A 22,528-nucleotide genomic window follows, 5' to 3' on the forward strand; every position below is an offset into this window, starting at 1 on the left:
TGCGCTTGCTTGAGGATGGCCATGATTTGGCTATCAGTAAAACGGGAGTTTTTCATCGAATTTCCTTTTAAATCAAACAACTTAGAAATTCTACTTTTAACTCAGATTAAGGGGTGGGGGGATTACCATCCAAAATTAACCCATTTTGCTGCATTGATTTACTATAGAAAAACTCTCTTTGGTAGTGGACCTAAATTGACAGCAGTTCACCCGCGTTTGTGCGATTCATGTTGCGATGCAACTTGTTTTAATTCCTAATTGTGCGAATATGGAAACCGGTTGCCATTGTTATTATAAAAAATACAACAATTACTTTTTCTATATTAGAAAGATTACATAATGCGAAATTACTTAAAGAGAGCTGTTCCGAAGACTCCGCAAGATCGCCGAAATCTTGAAAATACTGTGCGAGACATGCTAGATGAAATAAAGGAAAAAAAAGATACTGCAGTTACAGAATATGCTAAAAATTTAGATAAATGGTCTAGAGGGTCATTTCTGGTAACTCAAGATGAAATTATGAAGGTTAGTAGTCTCTTACCAGATTCTTTTAAACAAGACTTTGAGTATTGCAAAAATCAGGTAATAGAATTTGCAAAGCGCCAGCTTGAAAGTTTGCATAGCTTTGAATCAGAAGTTGCTCCGGGAGTTATTTTGGGCCAAAAAAATATTCCCATATCGAGAGTGGGTTGTTACGTCCCGGGTGGAAAATATCCGTTGATTTCATCTGCGATTATGAGTGTTAGTACAGCACGAGTTGCTGGAGTGAGTCATATTACAGCTTGCGCCCCACCAAGGGATAGCGGGGGTATGTATCCACATACATTATATGCATTAAATAATGCTGGCGCTGATGAAATTTATCATTTGGGCGGTGTGCAAGCTTTTGCCTCAATGGCTTATGGCTGCGTTGGTATGAAAGCGGTAGATATGGTTACTGGGGCTGGAAATCCATTTGTTGCCGAAGCAAAAAGACAACTTTTTGGAACGGTGGGTATTGATTTACTTGCGGGCCCAACAGAGATTCTTATTATTGCCGATGACTCAGCAGATGCATCGCTTGTCGCAACAGATTTACTTGGACAAGCAGAACATGGTCCCGATAGCCCTACATGGTTAATAACCACCTCGGAGCAATTGGCTAATGAAGTGTTGAAAGAAATTGATAAACAACTTCTGTCGCTACCAACAGCAGCAATTGCATCACTAGCCTGGAGGGATTATGGTGAAATTGTAGTAGTAAATTCTGATACTGAAGCACTTAAATTAAGTGATGAATATGCTCCAGAACATCTCGAGGTTATGACTAGAAGAAATGATTACTATCTTGAAAATTTAAAAAATTATGGAAGTCTTTTTGTTGGTGAGGAAAGTACCGTTGCTTATGGAGATAAGGGTGTTGGAACTAATCACACACTTCCAACATCTCGGGCTGCTCGCTATACGGGAGGGCTATGGGTGGGTAAGTTTTTGAAGACTGTAACCTATCAAAAAATGAGTCAAAAAGCGAGTTTCAACATAGCACCGATTGTGTCTCGAATTTGTGCGGCGGAGGGTATGCTTGCCCATCAAATTACAGCTGATGTTCGTAGTCGGCGTTATGCGCAATAACTGTAGGTCTGCATTTTAACTAAAGGAGATAATCTATGGATAAGAAGAATAATCAAAGTAACAGCATTTATTCTCGTAGGGAGTTTGTTAAAGACTTAACTTTTTTGTCAACTGGTGCGGCATTAGCTGTATCTCCATTTAGGTCTATAGCACAAACTAAATCAAATAAGACTGGCATCATAAGAGTCTGGGGTGAACCAGGGCCTTATGGTGGTGTAGCCGCCGATGCAATGAACGAATGGGCTGCTAGTAATGCCCCTGGGCTGCAATTTAAAATTGAAACACTAGGTTGGGATAGCGTTTATGTAAAGTTAATGACCGATATGGCAGCTAAGCGACCTGCAAACTGTATAAGTGTTGAGTCACCAATTGCCATGCAATTAATGGCCCAAGGGCTATTAGAGCCAGTAGATGATGTTGTTACAAAAATTGGAAAGAATCGCCTAGTCGATGGAGCAAAGTGGGATTATTGGGGCGCTTGGAAGGGAAAGCAATATGTAGTGCCCGCTCATCATCAGCCACATTTATTGATCGTTCGAATGGATGTTATTAACGAATTGGGCCTAGGCGATCCTGATAAATGGGATTGGAATGACCTGCTTAAAGCAGCAAAGACTATTTCTGAAAAGAAAAAGGATATGGCAGGAATTTCCTTAGCGTTAGGTAGAAATCTTTGTACTGACTATCACTTTGCCGCACTGATGCATTCTGCTGGTGGGAGAATGTTCGATCAAGCTAATCAGTATGAAGTTATATTCGACAGTCCTGCAACAGTCGAAGCGCTAACCTATATAAAAGAACTACAACCATACATGCCTAAGGCTGCTGTAAGTTCAGGGTTTCTTGAGGTAACTGATTCGATTGTGACTGGTAAGGCTGCAATGGCTTTTTACTGGGGTAGGCCTTATGGAAGAGCATTTGAAGAGAACAAGGAGGTATTTAAAAATATTGAATCCTTTAATCATGCTAGAAATCCAAAGACTGGTAATCGATCAAATTGGAATGATTTTCAAGGCTGGTGTATTCCCAAACTCAATAATCCTTACGTGCAAGAAGTAAAAGATGCACTTACGTATTATCAGAACAGTAAGAAATGGCTTGTTCGTTATGCCCATTCATTGGTCCCAAATGTTTCCCCTGTATATAAAGATGTTTACACTGATCCAGAATTTCCAAAGAATCCTATTTTTGAGGCAAAGAAAAAAACATCAATGACTTATTATGTGGATTCTCTGAAATATTCTAGTAGCACATCTAATGAACTTCTAAAGGGCATTAATCCATTGGCGGGTATTGTGCACGGACGATCAATTCTTGCCGAGACGGTGCAGAAGGTAGCTATTGATAACTGGAAGCCTGAAGACGCTGTAAAGTGGGGGCATAAGCAGCTCGAGGCTGTTCGAAAAGAGCATATTGCGTTAATAATGTAGCCGGTAATCCTAGGTGACAAATTGGCGCGTTAAGGACAATCGGCTCGGAGTTTTATTTATTCTGCCGTTTGTCCTTGCCGGAAGTATCTTTATGCTTTATCCAGTCGCAGAAGCGATAAGGATGTCTTTCTATTACATTAACCCATTAATGCCAGATTCAAATCGATTTGCTGGTTTAGCTAACTTTGAGTTTCTTTTTGAGGATAGGCTTTTTTGGGCATCTTTTTATAATGCAGTCTATTGGACTTTTTTCTCAGTTTTATTGCAGACAATCTTTGGTGTTGGGCTTGGGCTCATGCTACATCGTGCACTTCGTGGGATCTCTTTTTTTCGCGGCCTTTTATTATTTCCTTATATCGTCCCAACAGTTGTCATTGCCCTGTGTTGGCAGTGGATGTTAAATCCTGAAATAGGAATTGTTAACCACTCGCTTAAACAAATTGGCGTTATAACTGAGAATGTGTATTGGCTATCAACTCCAGGAATGGCAATGTGGTCCACGATTATGTTAAATGTTTGGAAATACACTCCATTTGTCACCATTTGTGTTTTAGCAAGACTGCAGAGTATTCCACTAGAACTCTATGATGCGGCAAAGATTGACGGGGCAGGGGTAATTAGACGTTTTTTTGATATAACTCTGCCTCAACTTTCTGAGGTATTAGCTGTCGTCATAGTCTTTAGAACAATATGGACATTTAATAAATTCGAAGAAATTTACCTGCTAACAAGGGGTGGACCTGGAACCTCTACGTTTAACCTTGCAATTTATTCTTTTGAGCAGAGTATCGCGAATTTAAAAATGGGGGTAGGGGCAGCCACAGGAGTCGTCATGATGTTTATTTTATTTATTGGAAGCTTAATTTACTTAAATTTATTTAAGTTTGAAGAGGATTAAGTAAGTGATAAAACGCTTTAATAGGTCATCAAAAATTACAAGCCTCTGCCATTTTCTTATGATGGCTGCAATCAGCTTGCTGATATGCTTTCCATTGATTTGGGCGCTTAGTACTTCATTAAAACCTAAAAGCGAGCTAAGTTCAATGCCGCCTACTATTATTCCAAAAAATATAACGCTTGAAAATTATCAGCATTTAATTACTGGTAAAGCACAATATTTTTCTGCCGATCTTGCTTATAAAGCAAATTCGACACCTCCACAATATTTTATTGGCTGGTTTTTAAATAGTTTAATTGTAAGTTTTTTTAGTACCTTAATCAGCCTAGCGATTAGTACTCTTGCCGCGTATAGTATCACTCGTTTTAAGTATCGAGGCCGAAAAATCGTTCCTTATGCAAGCTTACTTGGCTATATGGTGCCTTCAATTATTTTGGTATTTCCACTTTTCATGGTCATGGTGGAATTAGGGTTAACTGATTCTCTATGGAGCCTTATTTTGGGATATGTGTCAATTACCCTACCATTTTGTATGTGGTTACTTTGGGCTTTTTTCAGGGGGATACCAATTGAACTGGAGGAGGCCGCTATGATCGACGGAGCAAGTCGAATTCGCGTATTCATAACCATCATTTTACCAATGGCATTTCCAGGCATTATTGCTGCAGGAATTTTTTCAATCATAGTTTCTTGGAACGATTTTCTCTTTGCTCGTGTATTTATGAACTCGATTGAAAATCTTCCCCTTACAGTTGGGGTCATGTTATTTTTTGAGGGGGTTCACGTCGATTGGGGGCTGATGATGGCATCTGCTGTTTTGATGACACTACCAATGGCAATTCTATTTATGTTATTGCAAAGACATTTAGTTGCGGGCTTTGGTGCCGGCGCCGTTAAGGGATAGTCATTGATGATTAAAATTGAGAACCTAGTAAAACAGTTTGGAAAGGTTGATGTCCTAAAGGGGATTAATTTAGAGTTCCCAGAAAAAGAATTTATTACTCTTGTGGGCCCCAGTGGTTGCGGCAAAACTACTCTTTTAAGAATTATTGCTGGGTTAGATGATCCGACTAGCGGAGAGATTTTCTTTAATAACAAAGCAATTACTGGCCTTTCCCCGCGCGAACGAAATATTGCCATGGTTTTTCAGAGTTATGCACTCTACCCACATTTAGATGTAGCTGGAAATTTAGGTTATGCATTGAAGCTTCGAGGAATTAAAAAGGCTGATATTGCAAAGCGTGTTTTAGAAGTCGCTAAAGTTCTTGAAATTGAAATGTTGTTAGATCGTAAGCCTAAGGCGCTTTCCGGTGGACAGCGACAAAGGGTAGCACTCGGCCGAGCGATGGTCAGAAAGCCAGATTTATTTCTAATGGATGAACCCCTTAGTAATTTAGACGCAAAGCTAAGAACTTCAATGCGCAGTGAATTAAAACGATTTCATTTTGATTTAGGCGTGACTACGATATACGTGACTCATGATCAACTTGAAGCCATGTCAATGTCTGATCGAATAGCGGTATTTGATGGCGGTGTAGTTCAGCAGTTTGGTACACCTATGGATATTTATCGCCGACCAAATAATTTATTCGTTGCTGAGTTCATTGGAAGTCCGCCAATGAACTTTATTAAAAATCTTGAGATAGCTGATGGAAAAATTATTTTTTCAGGTTCAAAAAAGGTTTTGTGTCATTTACCTCGCGCGTACAGTCATCTGATGAATTCACAGCTATGCATTCTAGGAGTTCGCCCACAGGATATTCAATTAGCTAGCATAGAGCAATCTGAAATAAAGGCTCAAATTGATTTGATACAACTTCTTGGCGCCAATAAGTTGGTAGACCTTAGTTTTTCTGGGGAGGAGAATTTTCGCCTTTCAGTAGAGATGCCGGCTGAACTTGTATGCGAACAAGGTATTAACGTAGGCATTCAATTTTCTATTGATCAAATTCATTTGTTTGATCCTATTAGCTTGCAAAATCTAGTGATCTAGCAAAGGAGTTAACCTATGAATAAGATAGACCAAGAGCGCGAGGCGGCTTTTAAAATTCTCGAGCGATCATATTTTGGCGTTGGAAAATTAGAAATGCTCCCTAAAGTTTTTCCAAGAAATATTTTGGACGTCGCGGCTCTCTACACTCCTGGCGTTGGGTATTTAGTCAAAGCAATTCTTGAACGTGATGAAGCATTGGGGGAAATAACTGGTAGAGATAACTCAATTGCTGTAGTTTCTGATGGTACTGCAGTACTAGGCTTTGGGGCGGTTGGCCCACGAGCTGCATTGCCTGTAATGGAAGGCAAAGCATCTATGTTTAAACTATTAGTGGGAATAGATGCAATGCCAATGTGTGTGGCTACCAAAAACTCGGATGAGTTATTAGAAATTTTAAAGCAGCTTGAACCTACCTTTGGTGGATTTAATTTGGAGGATGTCGCAAGCCCCCATTGCTTTAGTGTAATGCAGCGTGCTGTTAAAGAGCTCCAGGTTCCCATTATTCATGATGATCAGTATGGAACTGCGACTGTTGTAGTTGCTGGTTTAAAAAATGCACTTAAATTGCTTGGTAGAGAGGCTAATAAGCAAACTGTAGTTGTCTGTGGGGATGGTGCAGCAGGAACGGCTACAACACGCCTATTATTAGCTTCCGGTTTTGGTGATATAAGAGTTGTAGGTCTTAGAGGTGTGCTTACAGATCGCACTCATTATGAAAATGAACACCAAAATATGCTTGCTAAGATTACAAATCGGTCACATTGCTCTGGCGGACTTAAAGATGCTATGCGCGGAACAGATATATTTGTTGGGCTCTCTAGGGGAGGTATTGTTGGGATAGACCATATAAAAAGTATGAATAAACATCCAATTATTTTTTCTATGGCAAACCCTGTTCCTGAAATTATGCCCGAAGAATCACGGGCAGGTGGTGCGGCAATTATTGCGACAGGGCGATTTGATTATCCCAACCAATGTAATAATGTTTTAGCTTTTCCTGGGCTTATGAGGGGGGCGCTTGATACATCAGCAATTGAGGTAACCGAGGCTGTTTGTCTTCGTGCAGCCGAAGCAATTGCTTTAGATTTACCTGAAAGTCAACTGGCTGTAGATAGTATTTTGCCAACAACACTTTCTGATACGCTCTATCCAAACGTATCAGAGGCTGTTGCTAGAGCTGTTATAGATCTTGGTTTAGCTAGAAAATTTCCACCTAAGGGGGCAGTCTTTGAAAAAACCTATCAATATAGAAGAGCCGTTCAATGGCGAATAAAGCAGCTTTCGGAGGAGATCTTTCCCGGTTAGTGCAATGGCAATAAAACTCTCAGATATCGCAAAGATAGCTGGCGTTTCAAAGACTACTGCTTCGCGAGCTCTATCTAATCCAAGTCGAGTCAGCCCTAAGTCACGGTCTTTGGTACAAAAAGCAGCTAAAAAATTAAATTACGTATCTAATGGTGTTGCACAAGCACTATCAAATCGAAAAACTAAGATAATTGGCGCGGTAGTTCCATCCTTAGAGAATGCGATATATGCTATCTCTATGCAGGGTCTTGAGATCGAGCTTGCTAAATATGGTTACACATTACTTATCGCATCTCATGGCTTTAATCTTTCCCAAGAAATTACTGCTGTTACTTCCCTTATTGGCCGCGGTGTTGATGCATTGACTTTAGTAGGCGTAACACATGACCCCAAGACATTCTCACTTATAGATAGAGCAGGGATTCCTTATGTATGCAGTTGGAATTATCGACATAAGAAATCAAAGCATCAAATGATTGGATTTGATAATCAAAAAGCGGGTGAGATTTTGGTTGATCATCTTGTTTCACTTGGGCATCAGAAAATTGCTGTTATTTCAGGGGTATTGAAAGGTAATGACAGGGCTAAAGATCGTGTCATCGGTATTCGTCGAGCCTTAAATCGGCATCAATTGAATTTACTAGATCATTTTTTAATTGAAAAACCTTATGGATTCTCTGGTGGCGGGATTGGCTTAAGTACTTTGTTGAAAATGAAGAATCCTCCAACGGCAATAATATGCGGTAATGATCTTCTTGCTATCGGAGCCATTGCTGAAGCAGAAAAAGCCGGAGTTAAGGTGCCAAAAGATCTATCGATAACAGGATTTGATGGTATGGAAATTTCTGGGCTAATTAAACCAGCACTAACAACAATATCTATCCCCATGTTTCAATTAGGCGTGAATGTAGCAAATTTTTTACTGGCTGAACTTGGCGAGACTACAAGATCCCATCCTTTTGAACTTAAGTTTTCTTTATTAATCCGCGATTCAACTTCAAATGCTCCAAGGTAAAAGGGGGCTCCCGTTTAATCTTTATTTCCAGACAGGCTCATATGACAAGCTTTTAATTAAATTCACTGATTTTAATTGATTAATAGGGAGCTTTAAGAGTTTGGTGTATATTAATTGCATCTAAAACTGATCCACCATTTGTATTTAACTTTAATCCATCCAAATGATCAGGCCATCTTTCACTAGCAGCCTATATTGAGCGGATACGGGGCTGAAATTGGTTGCAAATTAGGGCGCTAATTAGATCAGTTTTGCGTGCAAGGTAACAAGGAACTTTATGTGCGTTACTTTAAGTAACGCTTGTTGGATTAAACAATCAAAGCTCGTAGAGCCAGGTTCAAGTCCTCTTGGGTCCACCAAGAATTAAAATATCACCCATAGAGTCGAACCATTTACACACGAAAAAGCATCAAGTGTGCAAAGAGCTAATCAGATTGAAACCCTTTATCTATAAGGGTATGATAGTAAACAACGGAATATAATAAATTGCTCCACGCTGCGATTTAGGAATCGCCTAAAAGCCCCGTAACCTTGGCTCCTCGACGTGGGATCGAACCACGGACCAACAGATTAACAGTCTGCTGCTCTACCGCTGAGCTATCGAGGAATAGGCAAGATTCTAGCAGATGTTTGCATTAATCATGGGCATAAGCCTTGCTGCCATGAGTGCGGGGGTGGTGGTAACCTTCGATTTGGCCGAATTAGCCCATAAATGATTTGACGTTAAACAATATAAGATGCAATCTGCTAGGAGGAGCTCTTTGATCTGCCTTAGTATCTCGCTAAGCCTATCACCCAAGATTTTGAACATCAAATTAATCGTGGAGCAAGAACATGAGATGCCTTTTCTTTATACCTCTTGTAATTTTTACTACCACTCAAATAATTAGCTGTAGCGAGGGGAGCAGCTCAAGCACTTCAAGCAGAATTTCTGTTGATCCAACCATCGTCGCTACAGAAGTTGGATGTATGAAGCAATATGCTGCTGATCCAATCAACAATTATGTGAACTATGCACCTGCTATAGGGGCTCCAGAGCATACTGACTCGATTCACAGTGGCGTACAACCATGTGCCACTTTTACTGGTTCGTTTAGTGGTTCAAATCAGGCAGATCAGATGACTTCGGCGAGTACATGGGGATCGATTCAGTTTATTGTGAATGATGGCCCCACGGGTAGCTATATTATGGGTGGAGGTTTAGCATCTGAAACAACTGGGCAATATGTTGCAAAATTTAATCCATTAACTGGGCAACAAATTTGGCTTACCTATATTAACGCTGTCAATCCACTACCTGCTGGGCAGTGGAATGCTTTTGGTAGCATGGGAGTGATTGCTGATGGAACAATTATTGCTGCAGCGGGCACAACGATTGTTAAGCTCGATCCATTAACGGGGTCAATATTAAAGTCAGTTCAATTGGGGGTATCGCCTACACTCTCAAGTCCAATTAACGCAAATTTTGACGGCTTATTGATTGCCCCAAATGCAGCTGGTGTCATTTTATTAAAAAGCCAGAATCGACCAATTGGGTGTCCCACTCAGGGAAATCTGGCGATGACCTCATGTCAAGCGCTTTATGGATTACCGCCAAATACAACAGCAGTTGCACTTGATTCCAACTCCCTTCAACTGATTGATTCTATTGTGCTTAATCAAATGGTGGGAACGCGTGGAGTTGTGACAAAGCACAATAATAGAATTTATTGGTATCTAGCTGGATTAAGTAATTTAGAGCGCATTATTGTTAATCCTCTCACGAGTCAATTAACTGTTGATAAAGCGTGGGTTCCCGCATCCTATTTACTACCTGGTCAAACTGCGGGGGATGCTCCTGCAGTTCTAGGAAACTGGATTATTGCAAACCAAAATGGCGGGGGGTCTGCATTAGTACCAATTACTCCTTTTGCGGTAAGTCAAGATATTAATTTGGATGGGTCTGTTACTTCTGTACGCGCCACCCCTTGGGGAACAACCCTCCCAACAGCCAGTCCAACGGGGGGTTGGAGTGCGTCACTGGGTAGTTTTGGAGTGGACCCAGAAAATAATATGGTTTACGCACAAGATACTTATGAAGGAGTAGTGGGACTTAGCTTGAATCAAACAACAGGCGTAATGACTACTGTTTGGAATCGACCCGATTGGCGCACGACAGATTATTTTTCTTTAGTTGGCCCAGCTAACCAGAGGATATTAATTTCTCAATACCTTAATCCGAATATTTCTACTTCGACAAGTGTTCTGCAAGCTGCGCTCTATAGTGGCAACTATACCGAAACTGTAGAGTGGGCCAATGCCAGCACAGGTACGACTATTCTTAGGCCGCCATCTAGCGCATATACGCCATCAACTGCTCTAGGATCTCTACCCAATCTTGGATATGGAGGATTAATTTATATGATGGGGAATACAGGGTCAATTTATTTCTATAAGCCTTCAGCATTAAGTAATTAAACTTAATCCCTCCTGCCTTGATCGTTTAAGGAACAAAGACGAGACTTCGTGTAAGCAAATTTCCTAGACCTAAGTTCCAGTCCTTGTGTACGGGCCCACGATAAATCTTATGTAAAAAAGCAAGCATAAAAAAGTTGTTTTTTACAACTTTTTTAATAATTCCACCGACCAATATTATGTTCGTGCAGTCATCGTGTAATTAAAGTACTACCTGAAGAATCACCTTAATCATCTTGTGATCATTACAATTTTGTGTATTGTCTAAAGTGAGTTTGAACTGCGATAGCGTTAACAGTCTGCTGCTCTACCGCTGAGCTATCGAGGAATAGCCGATATTCTAGCAGAAGTTGCCTTGGTGGCCATGCTGTAGGCTGCAATTAAGCCTTCAAAACAATTTAAATAGGATAGGCTATATTCTTAACTATGCCTAAAAAAAGCGCTTCTCCATCACTTAAAAAAGCAACTTTAGATACGCCAAGCGCTAATAACGGAGCAAAACTTTCGATTGCTGATCGTTTTGCCCTTGGAAAATCGTTGCGTAATAAAGTGAGCTTAGCAGAGCAGGGTAATTTTATATTGCCCAAAAAAAGAATAGGGCTTATCGAAATCCTGAAGAAACAAGAAAAAAACCGTCTTCATCCTGCTATACCGATTCGCTATCAGCGAATGAAGGAGTCGCCATTTTCTTTTTATAGAGGTGGCGCTGCAATTATGGCGCAAGATTTAGCTTGTCAACCAACCACTAATATCAATGTGCAACTTTGTGGCGATATGCATGTTTCAAATTTTGGATTTTTTGCTACCACTGAACATAAATTAGTTTTTGGTATTAATGATTTTGATGAAACCTTGCCTGGTAGCTGGGAGTGGGACATAAAAAGATTAGTTGCTAGTGCAGTTATTGCTTGCGAAGAACTTGGCGGGAGCGAGTCTGATAGTGAATTAGTAGTTCGTAAAATTATCAGTAGTTATAGAGAAAAGTTAACAGAATATGCCTCATTAAGCTATGTTAATTTAGCCTATGAATTTCTCGGTGAACGGGTTGTACGGGATAACTTTAGTAAGTCTCATTTAAAACTTTTTGATCAATTCATCAAAAAAACAAAGGGGCAATGCAATTTAGGTGTTTTAGAGAAATTTACCGATTTAATTGGTAGCGATAGAAAATTTGTTGAGAACCCACCCTTAATTCAGCGTGCGGATGTTACTCTGGAAGGTCTGCCGATGCGTGAGGTATTAGAGGTTGCATTAATTAAGTATCAAAAAACATTGTTGCCCGATAAGGAGCTTTTATTTAATCGCTATTCATTAAAAGATTATGTTCGAAAAGTAGTTGGCATTGGTAGCGTGGGAACCATTTGTGGGGTACTGTATTTTGAAGGCGCCAGCTTAGATGACCCTTTATTTTTACAATATAAACAGGCTCAGGAATCCGTCTTATCGCCTTATATTGGCTCATCTATTTATAAAAACCAAGCACACCGTGTAGTTGTTGGGCAAAGATTACTTCAGGGTGCACCTGATATTTTTCTAGGCTATGTGGCGTCTGCTTCTAAATTCTATTATGTACGACAACTGCGTGATATGAAGGGTGGCCTTACTTTTGGCGAGGGCGGTTGCGACCTAGAGGCGTTTGAAGACTATGCCAAAATGTTTGGCTGGGCCTTAGCGTTAGGTCATGCGCGTTCTGGTGATGCCGCAAAAATTGCGGGATATCTGGGAAAGTCGCATGCAATTGATGATGCTTTATATCGGTTTGCAATTACGTACGCAAAACAAAATTTGCAAGATTATGAGTTATTTTGTCAAGCTCTTCAGAGTGGCAAGCTTCACGATAGCTAATACCTAGGTGCAGCTGATGAAGACTAACTTATTTCTTTCAGCCAATTTTATGTAGTTATTAATTCCATTAACTGTAAACACTATGATCTATAGACCATGACTGACTTTTCCTCCGCTAATATTCCCCTCGTCCTCAGTATTGCTGGCTCTGATAGTAGTGGGGGTGCAGGTATTCAGGCTGATTTGAAGGTGATTACCGCCCTAGGGGGGTATGGGATGACTGCAGTAACGGCGATTACTGCACAAAATACCCTTGGGGTGATGCAGATTCAAGCAATTGATTTAGACGTAATTGAGGCGCAGATTGATGTCGTTATTGCGGATATGGGAGTTGATGTAGTCAAAATTGGGATGTTGGCAACCCCAGAAATTGTGCACGTGGTGGCTAAAACCTTACGCCGTCACCAAGTGAAGCAAATTATTCTAGACCCTGTGTTGCAAGCCACCTCGGGTGCTAGCTTAGGCGGTAATGAAACCGCTGCTGCTATGCGGGCCGAATTATTTCCTTTGGCAAGCTTAATTACCCCAAATTTATTAGAAGCTTCGATTTTATTGGGCCGCGCAATTACACAAGTGAATGAATTTCCCTTGGCTGCGCAAGAGCTAATGCAACTTGGCCCACAAGCAGTGCTAATTAAGGGCGGCCATTTACCAAATACACCAAGCGAGTTAACTGATTATTTATTATGGCAAAGTGCGAGCAGTATTGAGCATCAAGAATTTCATCATCAGCGAATTGATACCTTGAATACCCATGGCTCGGGGTGTTCGCTTGCTGCGGCAATTGCTACTTACTTAGCCTTAGGTTTATCGCTTGAGACTGCAGTAGCTAAAGCAATTGAATACGTTGCGGCAGGCATTAGCGCAGGGCAGTATCTTAACCTTGGTTCTGGTGCGGGGCCCTTATGGCATATGCATGCTTTTTATCCCCAGTAAAACTGGCAAGTTAAGGCGCTTATGTTTTCATTAATTCTTGCAATTTTTTTACTGCAGCGGTAGGGTCGCTAGCCTGAGTAATTGCCCTCACTACAGCAACCGAACCAACCCCACTTTGCGCTACCGCATGAATGCTATCAGCATCAATGCCGCCGATAGCAACGAGGGGATACTCGCTCATCAGTTTGGCGTATTGATATAAGCGACCTAAACCTTGGGGGGCAGTTGGCATCACTTTTAAATTGGTCGGAAAAATTGCGCCCATGGCAATATAGCTGGGACATAAGCGATCAACAGCAATCATTTCAGCATAACCATGGCTACTAAGCCCTAAGCGTAATCCTGCTTGACGAATCGCTTCTAAATTTGCGCTGGCAATATCTTCTTGGCCCAAATGAACGCCATAGGCATTTTGCTCGATCGCCTCTTCCCAGTAATCATTAATAAATAATAGCGATTTGCTATCTTTTACAGCGGCAATAGCTTGTTTAATTTCTCGGTGAATTGCGGCGCGATCGGTTGATTTAAAACGCAGTTGAATGGTCGGTGCTTCAGCCTCAACCATGCGTGCTATCCATTTTGCATCGGGCATTACTGCATATAGACCCAAACGCTTTGGGCACTCTGGGAACGCTTGTGGATTCATCGCGCGAGACCAAGGCAATAAATCGAAATGCTCTGGTCGGTTGGGCCAAGCTTGAGGATGAAAGCCGCCATCTAGATGTGTCATTCTTGACCATGCTTTGCCAACAATATTGGCGTCAGCTTCAGTAAAGCCCATTGCTACTGCAGCAATGGCCCCTGCTAACTCGACATGATCTAGGGTATGTTCATGATGAATTGTGGGAGGGGGGTTTGCCAATGTAGCTTGAGGAATGGGCAGGCATAGATCATCATTGTGATGGGCTGCAATAATTTGATCGGCTAAATCACGAATTAAACTCATTAGCTTGTACCCATAAAATAAACGCTGGGCTTTAAGCTTGATGCCAAAACGGCGTACCAATAAGGGGGGTACTGGCTTGTGCAGAATCTTGGGCGGTCATCGCGCCCGCCAAGAAAGCCATTCGCCCAGCGCTAACTGCTTGGGCAAACGCCTGCGCCATGTTGATAGGGTCGGTTGCTAAAGCTACTGCAGTATTTAGTAGTACGGCATCATAACCCCATTCCATGACCGCACAAGCGTGGGATGGTAAGCCTAAGCCCGCATCAACGATGAGGGGAACTTGCAAACGCTCACGTAATAATTTCATGGCATAGGGGTTCAGCGGGCCTTGACCTGTACCAATGGGGGCAGCCCAAGGCATCACAGCTTGACAACCCACATCAACTAAGCGCTGACAGAGAATGAGATCTTCAGTGCAATAGGGCAGCACTTTAAAGCCATCCTTAATTAAATGCTTAGCAGTTTGTACAAGTTGCAGGGTATCAGGTTGCAAGGTGTAATCATCGCCAATGAGCTCTAACTTTAACCAAGGCGTTTCAAATACCTCACGCGCCATTTGCGCGGTGGTAATGACTTCTTGTGGACTATGGCAGCCGGCTGTATTGGGAAGAACAGGCACCGCCATTTTTTTGAGGAGCTGCCAAAAACCACTTTCAGCAACTGCAGGTCCCGAGCCTTGGCGACGCACGCTCGCCGTAATCATGGCGGGGTTGGCGATACGAATGGTGTTTTCTAAAATTTGTGGCGAGGGATATCGTGAGGTCCCAAGTAATAAACGGCTGGCAAATACTTCACCATATAAAACTAGGCTGTCGGCTGAATGGAGGGGCAGGAGTGCGGTCATGGCAGCGTTGAAATAGCAGTATTAATGATTAACCACCCGTTACTGGCGCAATGACTTCGACCTGATCATTTTCATTTAAAACGTGCTCAGAATGTTTGGTCTTGGGAATAAAGAGCAAATTAACGGCTACTGCATACGGCGGCTGTGCAGCAATAAATTGCAAAAGATCGCTGACTTTACTTTGTGCAGGAATTTCGCGGGGAATATGGTTGACTACGATGCGCATAAAGCTCGCTCGGGTAATACGGCTAGCTGCAATTGCGCGGCTAAGGGGCTATGAACCCGATCGATCTGCTGTGAGTCGCGGTTTTCAAGCAACTCGATAGCGCAATCGACAATAGCAGGTGCAATCATGAAGCCATGGCGATATAAACCATTAATTGCCATAACGCCAGTTTCAGTCATTCGAATGGCAGGCAAATTATTTTTTAAGGTTGGGCGACATTGGGTGAGGGTTTCAAGAATGCGGGATTCTGCAAAGCCACTGTGTACGGTATACGCGGCACTCAGTAACTCCATGGTTGAGCGCAAACTTGCTGGTGATAAATCTTCCGATTCAATTTCAGTTGCACCAATAACGTAAATATCATTTTCTTTGGGAGCAATATAAATGGGATAGCGCGGATGAATGAAGCGAATGGGTCGAGTGAGCTTAACTTCAGGCGCATGCAAACGGACTACCTCACCCCGTACGCCGCGTAATGGATTGGTTTCATTGCTAGATTTGGCCCACGCTGCCTTTGCTCCTAAGCCCCGACAATCAATCATGCCTGTGTAAAGATTTTGCTGTAATTCGTGAGGCTCGATACTTTGATACCAATGACAATTGACCTTTAAGCGATGTAATTCTTCAGCTAAGGAAGCTAATAATTGGCGATTATCGAGCTGACCTTCATGGGGTAAAAATAAACCGTCTTGGAAGCGATTACCTAGGCTAGGTTCTAAAGCATAAATATCTTCTAGTCCAAGTGATTGTGGCGTACTCAGTGCTGAATTCTGTTCACAATTGTAATTTAGCTTAGCGGCAAAGCGTTTTGCTTCGGCTACATCTTGACGATGCCACAGAATGAGTGTGCCAGCTTGTTGAAAAAAAACGGGCTTAGCTAATTGCGCCAAAATACTAGGCCAACGTGCTAGGCTATACATACCCATATTGACCACATTCGCTGCGGTAATTGCCGATTCGGCCAAGGGCGCCAACATGGAAGCGGCAACATGTGCCGCAGAATGCTCAGCCGCTGGGCCGCCTTGATCAAAGATCTCGACTTTGGCACCGCGTTGCGCCAGCGTGACCGCCAGCAGCCGCCCAAGAAGACCAGCGCCCAAAACAGCATAGTGTTGATGTGCTAAATTCATCGCGCGCAGATATCGGTTGAGTTACTGATAAATTTCGCTGCCACGCTGACGAAACTCAATTGATTTCTCTTCCATGCCTTGCTTTATTTCCTGAGTAATGGGAATGACTTTAGGATTACCATCAGCATCTAAAGTGGCGGCGTAGTCGCGTACTTCTTGAGTAATCTTCATCGAGCAAAATTTAGGCCCACACATCGAGCAGAAATGAGCGATTTTTGCACCTTCGGCCGGCAAAGTAGCATCGTGATATTCACGCGCACGTTCGGGATCGAGCCCTAAATTAAATTGATCTTCCCAGCGAAACTCGAAGCGCGCCTTCGATAAAGCGTTATCGCGTACTTGTGCACCTGGTAAACCTTTAGCTAAATCGGCGCCATGTGCAGCAATTTTGTAAGTAATAATACCTTCACGCACATCTTCTTTATCGGGCAAACCGAGATGTTCTTTAGGAGTTACGTAGCACAGCATAGCGGTACCATACCAACCAATTTGCGCCGCCCCAATGCCGCTGGTAATGTGATCATAACCAGGTGCAATATCGGTAATGAGTGGTCCTAAGGTATAGAAGGGCGCCTCTAAACAATGCTTGAGTTCTTCAGTCATGTTTTCTTCAATGCGTTGCATTGGCACATGGCCTGGGCCTTCAATCATTACTTGTACATCGTGCTGCCATGCTTTAGCAGTGAGCTCACCAAGCGTATGCAATTCACCAAACTGAGCCGCATCGTTTGAGTCGGCAATGCAACCAGGCCGCAAGCCATCACCTAAACTAAACGAGACATCGTAGGCCTTCATGATTTCGCAAATTTCATCAAACTTGGTGTACAGAAAATTTTCTTTGTGATGCGCTAGGCACCACTTCGCCATAATGGAGCCACCACGCGACACAATGCCAGTAATGCGATCGGCAGTCATGGGCACATAGCGCAATAAAACGCCTGCATGAATAGTGAAGTAATCAACGCCTTGTTCAGCTTGTTCAACCAAGGTATCGCGGAACATTTCCCAGGTGAGATCTTCGGCCACACCACCGGTTTTATCGAGCGCTTGATAGATGGGTACTGTACCAATTGGTACTGGCGAATTGCGAATGATCCACTCGCGGGTTTCATGAATATGTTTACCGGTGGATAAATCCATGATGGTATCGGCACCCCAGCGAATCGACCAAACCATTTTTTCCACTTCTTCATTAATTGAAGAGGTAACGGCCGAGTTACCTAAGTTGCCATTAATTTTTACGCGGAAGTTACGCCCAATAATCATCGGCTCAAGCTCAGGGTGATTAATATTGGCAGGAATAATGGCGCGCCCAGCGGCAACTTCTTGGCGCACAAACTCTGCGGTCATATTTTCTGGCAAATTAGCGCCATAACTTTTGCCAGGATGCTGTTTCAGCAATTGTTTATAACGGGGGTCTTGGCGTAACTGCTCTAGCCCCATCGATTCGCGCAAAGCAATGTATTCCATTTCTGGGGTGATGATGCCTTGGCGGGCATAGTGCATTTGGCTGACGTTGTGGCCAGATTTGGCAACGCGTGGTGCGCCAATATGGGCAAAGCGTAAATGTTTGGTGTCTGCATCATTGGAGCGGGCGACACCATATTCAGAGCTTGGACCAGCCAATTGAATCGTGTCATTGCGCTCGCTTATCCAGTTCGTACGGAGTAGTGGTAAGCCTTGTTCTAGGTTAATTACAATATCGGGATCGCTGTAGGGGCCTGAGGTGTCATAGACGGGAACGGGGGGGTTGGGTACTGCAACATCTCCAACTTGGGTTGGCACTTGTTCAATCATGCGCAAGGGCGCTTTAATATCCGCGCGCGAGCCAGTGAGATAGGTTTTAGTTGAGGCGGGGTAGGCAAATTTTTGCCCAAAGTCGCGCTCAAGACTTTTTAGACTAGGAATCTCGTGTTTTGTGCTCATGCCCATCTCCTTACATTATTTAGATGGACGAAACCGGGTGTCGGTTTGATGGAACTCCCCACGCCAGCATTACCTGGATCGGGTTCGAGGGTTTTTCTCAGCCCCACCAACTCATGTGGAGGGCACCCCTGTTTCATCCTTAAGTCTTATTTAACCACGAAAAATGGCCGCTAAGTGAAACCTGCTAATTTATTTTAGTTTACTGTGGCGCAAAATAAAATCGGCCGTGACCAAAGAGGCATCTCCTGTAAACTCATCGGCCAAAATACGGGCTGCCGCCTCGGCATAACTAACGGCTATAAAGCCGCTAACCTCACCATCGTGGTTGGTAGGCACAAAATGATCGGGTAATTCTAAATCGTATACATAGAGTAATTCATCATGAAAGCCAAAAGGCGGGCTAACCCGCCGCAGGGGGATTCGCCCTGCGGGTTGAATGGCTTGCGCCAACTGAATAGGTACCCCAGCTTCTTCCCATAATTCACGTTTAGCGCACACCCATGGAGTTTCATCGGCGCTAATTCCGCCAGCACTCAGGTTATCAAGCCGGCCTGGGTCGATACTTTTGCTTTCACTACGTCGACCTAGCCAGATAAGGCCACTTTTGGTGTAGCCATTAATATGCGCAGCCAAACTACGAAAGCCAAAGGTTTTAAAGGCAGCCCGTTCGAGGCGAAAGTGCTCGTGCCCATCGGCATCAAGCCAAGCAAATTCTTCATTGCGCCAACCTGGAATTAGACCGCCTAAGCGGAGGCGTTCAGTTAAAGTTTGCAAGCTTTGACTGACCTCTATGGGGCGCCCTTGGGCAATGGACAGTCGTTGCTGGTCAAGTTGAATAAGGGCAATAGGTTCCTTATTTAAGGTTTCTTGAAGGTAGGGAATAAACTCGGGGTTGATGCAACCAATTAAACTATGGTTAAAGTAGACGGGCAAAAAGTCGACCGGTGGGGTACGCGCAGTATTTTGGAGCATTTCTTCCAAAGCGGCTTGCGTGCTGGTGTTTAGCGAATCCATGTCGTGAGAGTGTAAGAGAAAAAACGAAGGAGTAGGTGTTTTAATGAATTTATCTTCCCCCAGTAACAATCAAACTGACTTACCTCAAGTTGGCTTACCCCATGGTGGCCAAATTTTAGCCAACGCACTCATTCGCCAAGGGGTTGAGATGGCTTTTGGCGTTCCGGGTGAAAGCTTTTTACCCCTGCTCGATGGTTTAGTTGATCATGACGCACGGTTTCGATTTATTACCTGTAGGCATGAAGGTGGCGCTGCTTATATGGCTGAAGCCTACGCTAAGCTAACCGGTAAACCTGGCGTAGTGATGGTTACCCGTGGCCCAGGCGCGAGTAATGCCATGGTTGGGGTACATACGGCGTATCAAGATTCCACCCCGATGGTTTTGCTAATTGGTCAAGTGGGTACAAATATGGTGGAACGCGAAGCGTTTCAAGAAATGGATTACCGCCGGCTTTATTCAGAGTGCGCTAAATGGGTGGGCAGCATTGATCGGGTAGACCGGATTGAAGAGTTTGTTTCACATGCTTTTCATGTTGCCCAGGCGGGTCGCAAAGGACCTGTAGTGCTAGCTTTACCAGAGGATATGCTATTTGCTATTGGGCAAGAATCCCCCGTAAAACCAGCGCACATTGTGCAGCCAGGTTTAAATCAAACCGATTTTCAGCAAGCCATGCAAGCCTTTAGCAAGGCTAAGCACCCTCTAGTCTTAATTGGTGGCGGCGGCTGGGATGCCTCGGCGTGCAATGATATTGCTGCATGGGCCGAGCGCGAGGGAGTACCCGTTGCCACTAGTTTTCGCTCGCAAGATCACATTGATAATTTACGACCCTGTTTTGCTGGTGACCTTGGTATTGGTGCCAACCCAGAATTAGTTAAGCGCGTCAAAGCCGCCGATGTGTTACTGGTCATTGGCGAGCGTTTAAGTGAAATGACTACCGCTGGCTATCAAATTATTTCGCCTCCTACCCCACAGGCTACCTTAATTCACGTCTTGGCTGGAGCAGAAGAGTTGGGTCGCGTGTATCGCCCTGAATTTGCTGTCAATGCAAGCCCTGCTACTTTTTGTGCAGCCCTAGATGCAGTGCGGATGCCGCGGGATTACGATCAAACTCAAATGGTAGCTGCCCATGCTGAATATGTGAGATTTTCTGCCCCCGTAACCGTGCAAGGAGACTTGCAGTTAGCTGAAATTGTGGCTTCTTTTGCCCAACTTATTCCGCGTAATGCAGTGTTATGTAATGGCGCTGGTAACTTTGCTACTTGGTTGCATCGATTTTATCCGTACGGCCCATTTCGCACGCAACTTGCGCCAGCCAATGGCTCAATGGGTTATGGTTTGCCTGCTGCTATTACGGCCAAAATTTTGGATCCGCAGCGGGTTGCCATTGCATTTTGTGGCGATGGCGATTTTATGATGACCTGTCAAGAGTTGGCTACTGCGATGCGCTACGCTGCATATCCGATTGTGATTATTGTGAATAACGGCATTTTGGGCACCATTCGTATGCACCAAGAGCGCGAATTTAAGAACCGTGTTCTAGGCACTGGCTTAACAAATCCTAACTTTATTAAGCTAGCTGAAAGCTTTGGAATGCCGGGATATCGGGTAAGCAAAACCGCTGAGTTTGCCGCCGCCTTTACGGCCGCCTTAAAAAGTAAAACAGGCGCAATCATTGAATTAATTCTTGATCCTGAAATAATTAGCCCAAGTAAATTATTATCAAAATTAAGTTAACAACTGACAGCCTACTTAGTCAACTTTAGCGCCTGAATCTTTTACAACCTTCGTCCACTTAGCAATTTCATTCTTAATGAAGGTAGCAAATTGTGCGGGCGTATTGCCTACTGGCTCTGCACCCATGGCTAAATATTTTTCACGCACTGCTGGACTGTTAATAGCTTTCATCAAAGTGGTGCTAGTTTGCTTCAAAATTTCTGGGGGCAAATTGGCTGGCCCAACAATACCAAACCAAGAGGTCGCTTCATAACCCGGTAATTTTGCGGCTTCTGCAATGGTGGGTAAATCGGGGAAGGCGGGCGAGCGTTTTGCACTAGTTACTGCCAAAGCTTTGAGTCGACCCGCTTTAATATAACTAATTGCCGAGGGCAGGTTATCAAACATTATGTCGACATTACCCGCCATTAAATCAGTTATTGCGGGTGGGCTGCCGCGGTAAGGTAAATGCACCATATATGTTTTGGTCATCGACTTAAATAATTCCCCAGCCATATGAATCGATGTGCCATTACCACTTGAGGCCATGTTCACTTTGCCTGGATTGGCACGCGCATAGGCGATTAAATCATTCACGCTATTAATATTGTGGCGTTTAGCAAAATCAAGATTAAGGATGAGTACATTGGGTAGTTCGGCTACCAAGCTGATTGGCGTGAAGTCTTTAATGGGGTCAAAGGGTAGTTTGCCGCCGCCTTGCGTATATAAGGGAAGATTAATACCATGCGTACCTACCGAAGCCATGAGCCAGGTATAACCATCGGGCAGTGCTTTGGCTACCGCATCGGCACCAATATTGCCACCTGCTCCTGGCTTGTTATCAATAATCACATTCCATTTGTCACTAACAAGTAGTTCGAGTTGCAGGGGTCGGGCAATATTATCAGTCGCTCCGCCAGCAGGAAACGGCACCACTAAGCGAATGGCTTTATTGGGAAAGGTACTTTGCGCAAACGCAAGCGGCGTAAAAGCACTGCAGACGAGTGCAGCAATAAGCAAGCCGTAGCGAAGTTGTAGCAACATGAAGTTTCTCCAATTATGTATTTATCGACTATTTCAGTACAGTCTAGATCACAATGTAAACGATTCTGCAAGGGCTAGTAAAAATATATTTTTTCTAATCAGCAATTCACAATTTTGGTGCTCAATTTCTACTTAGAAAATACCTGTGCTTAATTTTTTAGCAAACAAGATCAATCTTTACAAATTGAGGACTTACA

Annotated in this window: 19 protein-coding genes, 1 tRNA gene and 1 riboswitch; of the genes, 12 read left to right on the top strand and 8 right to left on the bottom strand. The window is 43.3% G+C overall.

Features of this window, described 5'->3' with window-relative positions; translation table 11 throughout:
• The 8 genes from LZT22_RS02000 to LZT22_RS02035 all read left to right on the top strand — a co-directional run.
• On the top strand, nt 1-258 hold a 258-nt coding region (locus LZT22_RS02000), incomplete at its 5' end, for a hypothetical protein (protein WP_233923393.1).
• 81 nt (nt 259-339) lie between these two features.
• Entirely contained in the window at nt 340-1,611 is a 1,272-nt protein-coding gene (hisD, locus tag LZT22_RS02005; RefSeq protein ID WP_233923394.1) for a histidinol dehydrogenase, read from the top strand.
• A gap of 35 nt (nt 1,612-1,646) precedes the next feature.
• A complete protein-coding gene (locus LZT22_RS02010) occupies nt 1,647-3,041 on the top strand; it encodes an ABC transporter substrate-binding protein (protein ID WP_233923395.1) in 1,395 nt (464 codons plus the stop codon).
• Between the two features lie 13 nt (nt 3,042-3,054).
• A complete protein-coding gene (locus tag LZT22_RS02015; RefSeq protein ID WP_233923396.1) occupies nt 3,055-3,939 on the top strand; it encodes a carbohydrate ABC transporter permease in 885 nt (294 codons plus the stop codon).
• A 4-nt stretch (nt 3,940-3,943) separates the two neighbouring features.
• Complete coding sequence (locus tag LZT22_RS02020; RefSeq protein WP_233923397.1) at nt 3,944-4,843, top strand: carbohydrate ABC transporter permease; 900 nt, start codon at nt 3,944-3,946, stop codon at nt 4,841-4,843.
• Between the two features lie 6 nt (nt 4,844-4,849).
• On the top strand, nt 4,850-5,932 hold the full coding sequence (locus LZT22_RS02025) for an ABC transporter ATP-binding protein (protein ID WP_233923398.1): 1,083 nt from the start codon (nt 4,850-4,852) through the stop codon (nt 5,930-5,932).
• A 15-nt stretch (nt 5,933-5,947) separates the two neighbouring features.
• Nucleotides 5,948-7,237, top strand: coding sequence for an NADP-dependent malic enzyme (locus tag LZT22_RS02030; RefSeq protein ID WP_233923399.1), 1,290 nt, complete (start codon nt 5,948-5,950; stop codon nt 7,235-7,237).
• Between the two features lie 4 nt (nt 7,238-7,241).
• Nucleotides 7,242-8,252, top strand: coding sequence for a LacI family DNA-binding transcriptional regulator (locus tag LZT22_RS02035; RefSeq protein ID WP_233923400.1), 1,011 nt, complete (start codon nt 7,242-7,244; stop codon nt 8,250-8,252).
• A 532-nt stretch (nt 8,253-8,784) separates the two neighbouring features.
• Here the strand turns inward: LZT22_RS02035 and LZT22_RS02040 are convergent.
• A tRNA-Asn gene (locus LZT22_RS02040) sits at nt 8,785-8,859 on the bottom strand.
• A 362-nt stretch (nt 8,860-9,221) separates the two neighbouring features.
• Between LZT22_RS02040 and LZT22_RS02045 the strand changes: the two genes are divergently transcribed.
• The 3 genes from LZT22_RS02045 to thiD all read left to right on the top strand — a co-directional run bounded on the left by LZT22_RS02045 (nt 9,222) and on the right by thiD (nt 13,487).
• Nucleotides 9,222-10,709, top strand: coding sequence for a hypothetical protein (locus LZT22_RS02045; protein ID WP_233923401.1), 1,488 nt, complete (start codon nt 9,222-9,224; stop codon nt 10,707-10,709).
• Nucleotides 10,710-11,132: 423 nt separating this feature from the next.
• Nucleotides 11,133-12,551 carry a DUF2252 domain-containing protein gene (locus LZT22_RS02050; RefSeq protein ID WP_233923402.1) on the top strand — a complete coding sequence of 473 codons (1,419 nt, stop codon included), beginning with the start codon at nt 11,133-11,135 and terminating at the stop codon, nt 12,549-12,551.
• A 96-nt stretch (nt 12,552-12,647) separates the two neighbouring features.
• Nucleotides 12,648-13,487 (top strand): bifunctional hydroxymethylpyrimidine kinase/phosphomethylpyrimidine kinase, encoded by an 840-nt coding sequence (gene thiD, locus LZT22_RS02055; protein WP_233923403.1) that lies wholly within the window; start codon nt 12,648-12,650, stop codon nt 13,485-13,487.
• 19 nt (nt 13,488-13,506) lie between these two features.
• Here thiD and thiE read toward each other — a convergent pair whose 3' ends face one another.
• The 6 genes from thiE to LZT22_RS02085 all read right to left on the bottom strand — a co-directional run bounded on the left by thiE (nt 13,507) and on the right by LZT22_RS02085 (nt 19,573).
• Nucleotides 13,507-14,433 (bottom strand): thiamine phosphate synthase, encoded by a 927-nt coding sequence (gene thiE / locus LZT22_RS02060; RefSeq protein WP_233923404.1) that lies wholly within the window; start codon nt 14,431-14,433, stop codon nt 13,507-13,509.
• 31 nt (nt 14,434-14,464) lie between these two features.
• Nucleotides 14,465-15,277 carry a thiazole synthase gene (locus tag LZT22_RS02065; RefSeq protein WP_233923405.1) on the bottom strand — a complete coding sequence of 271 codons (813 nt, stop codon included), beginning with the start codon at nt 15,275-15,277 and terminating at the stop codon, nt 14,465-14,467.
• A 28-nt stretch (nt 15,278-15,305) separates the two neighbouring features.
• On the bottom strand, nt 15,306-15,503 hold the full coding sequence (gene thiS, locus LZT22_RS02070; protein WP_233923406.1) for a sulfur carrier protein ThiS: 198 nt from the start codon (nt 15,501-15,503) through the stop codon (nt 15,306-15,308).
• On the bottom strand, nt 15,491-16,633 hold the full coding sequence (locus LZT22_RS02075) for an FAD-dependent oxidoreductase (RefSeq protein WP_233923407.1): 1,143 nt from the start codon (nt 16,631-16,633) through the stop codon (nt 15,491-15,493). The genes thiS and LZT22_RS02075 overlap by 13 nt, the downstream gene beginning before the upstream one ends.
• Nucleotides 16,634-16,654: 21 nt before the next feature.
• Nucleotides 16,655-18,559 carry a phosphomethylpyrimidine synthase ThiC gene (thiC, locus tag LZT22_RS02080; RefSeq protein WP_233923408.1) on the bottom strand — a complete coding sequence of 635 codons (1,905 nt, stop codon included), beginning with the start codon at nt 18,557-18,559 and terminating at the stop codon, nt 16,655-16,657.
• Between the two features lie 38 nt (nt 18,560-18,597).
• A riboswitch (TPP riboswitch) is annotated at nt 18,598-18,699 on the bottom strand.
• Nucleotides 18,700-18,748: 49 nt separating this feature from the next.
• Nucleotides 18,749-19,573, bottom strand: coding sequence for a DUF4743 domain-containing protein (locus tag LZT22_RS02085; protein WP_233923409.1), 825 nt, complete (start codon nt 19,571-19,573; stop codon nt 18,749-18,751).
• 43 nt (nt 19,574-19,616) lie between these two features.
• Between LZT22_RS02085 and LZT22_RS02090 the strand changes: the two genes are divergently transcribed.
• Nucleotides 19,617-21,308 (top strand): thiamine pyrophosphate-dependent enzyme, encoded by a 1,692-nt coding sequence (locus tag LZT22_RS02090; protein WP_233923410.1) that lies wholly within the window; start codon nt 19,617-19,619, stop codon nt 21,306-21,308.
• Between the two features lie 15 nt (nt 21,309-21,323).
• On the opposite strand, the gene LZT22_RS02095 is transcribed toward LZT22_RS02090, so the two are convergent.
• Nucleotides 21,324-22,331, bottom strand: a complete 1,008-nt coding sequence (locus LZT22_RS02095) for a tripartite tricarboxylate transporter substrate binding protein (protein WP_233923411.1) — start codon at nt 22,329-22,331, stop codon at nt 21,324-21,326.
• Nucleotides 22,332-22,528 lie beyond the last annotated feature (197 nt).

This window comes from Polynucleobacter sp. IMCC 29146 (assembly GCF_021395195.1).
Classification (GTDB): Bacteria; Pseudomonadota; Gammaproteobacteria; order Burkholderiales; family Burkholderiaceae; genus Polynucleobacter.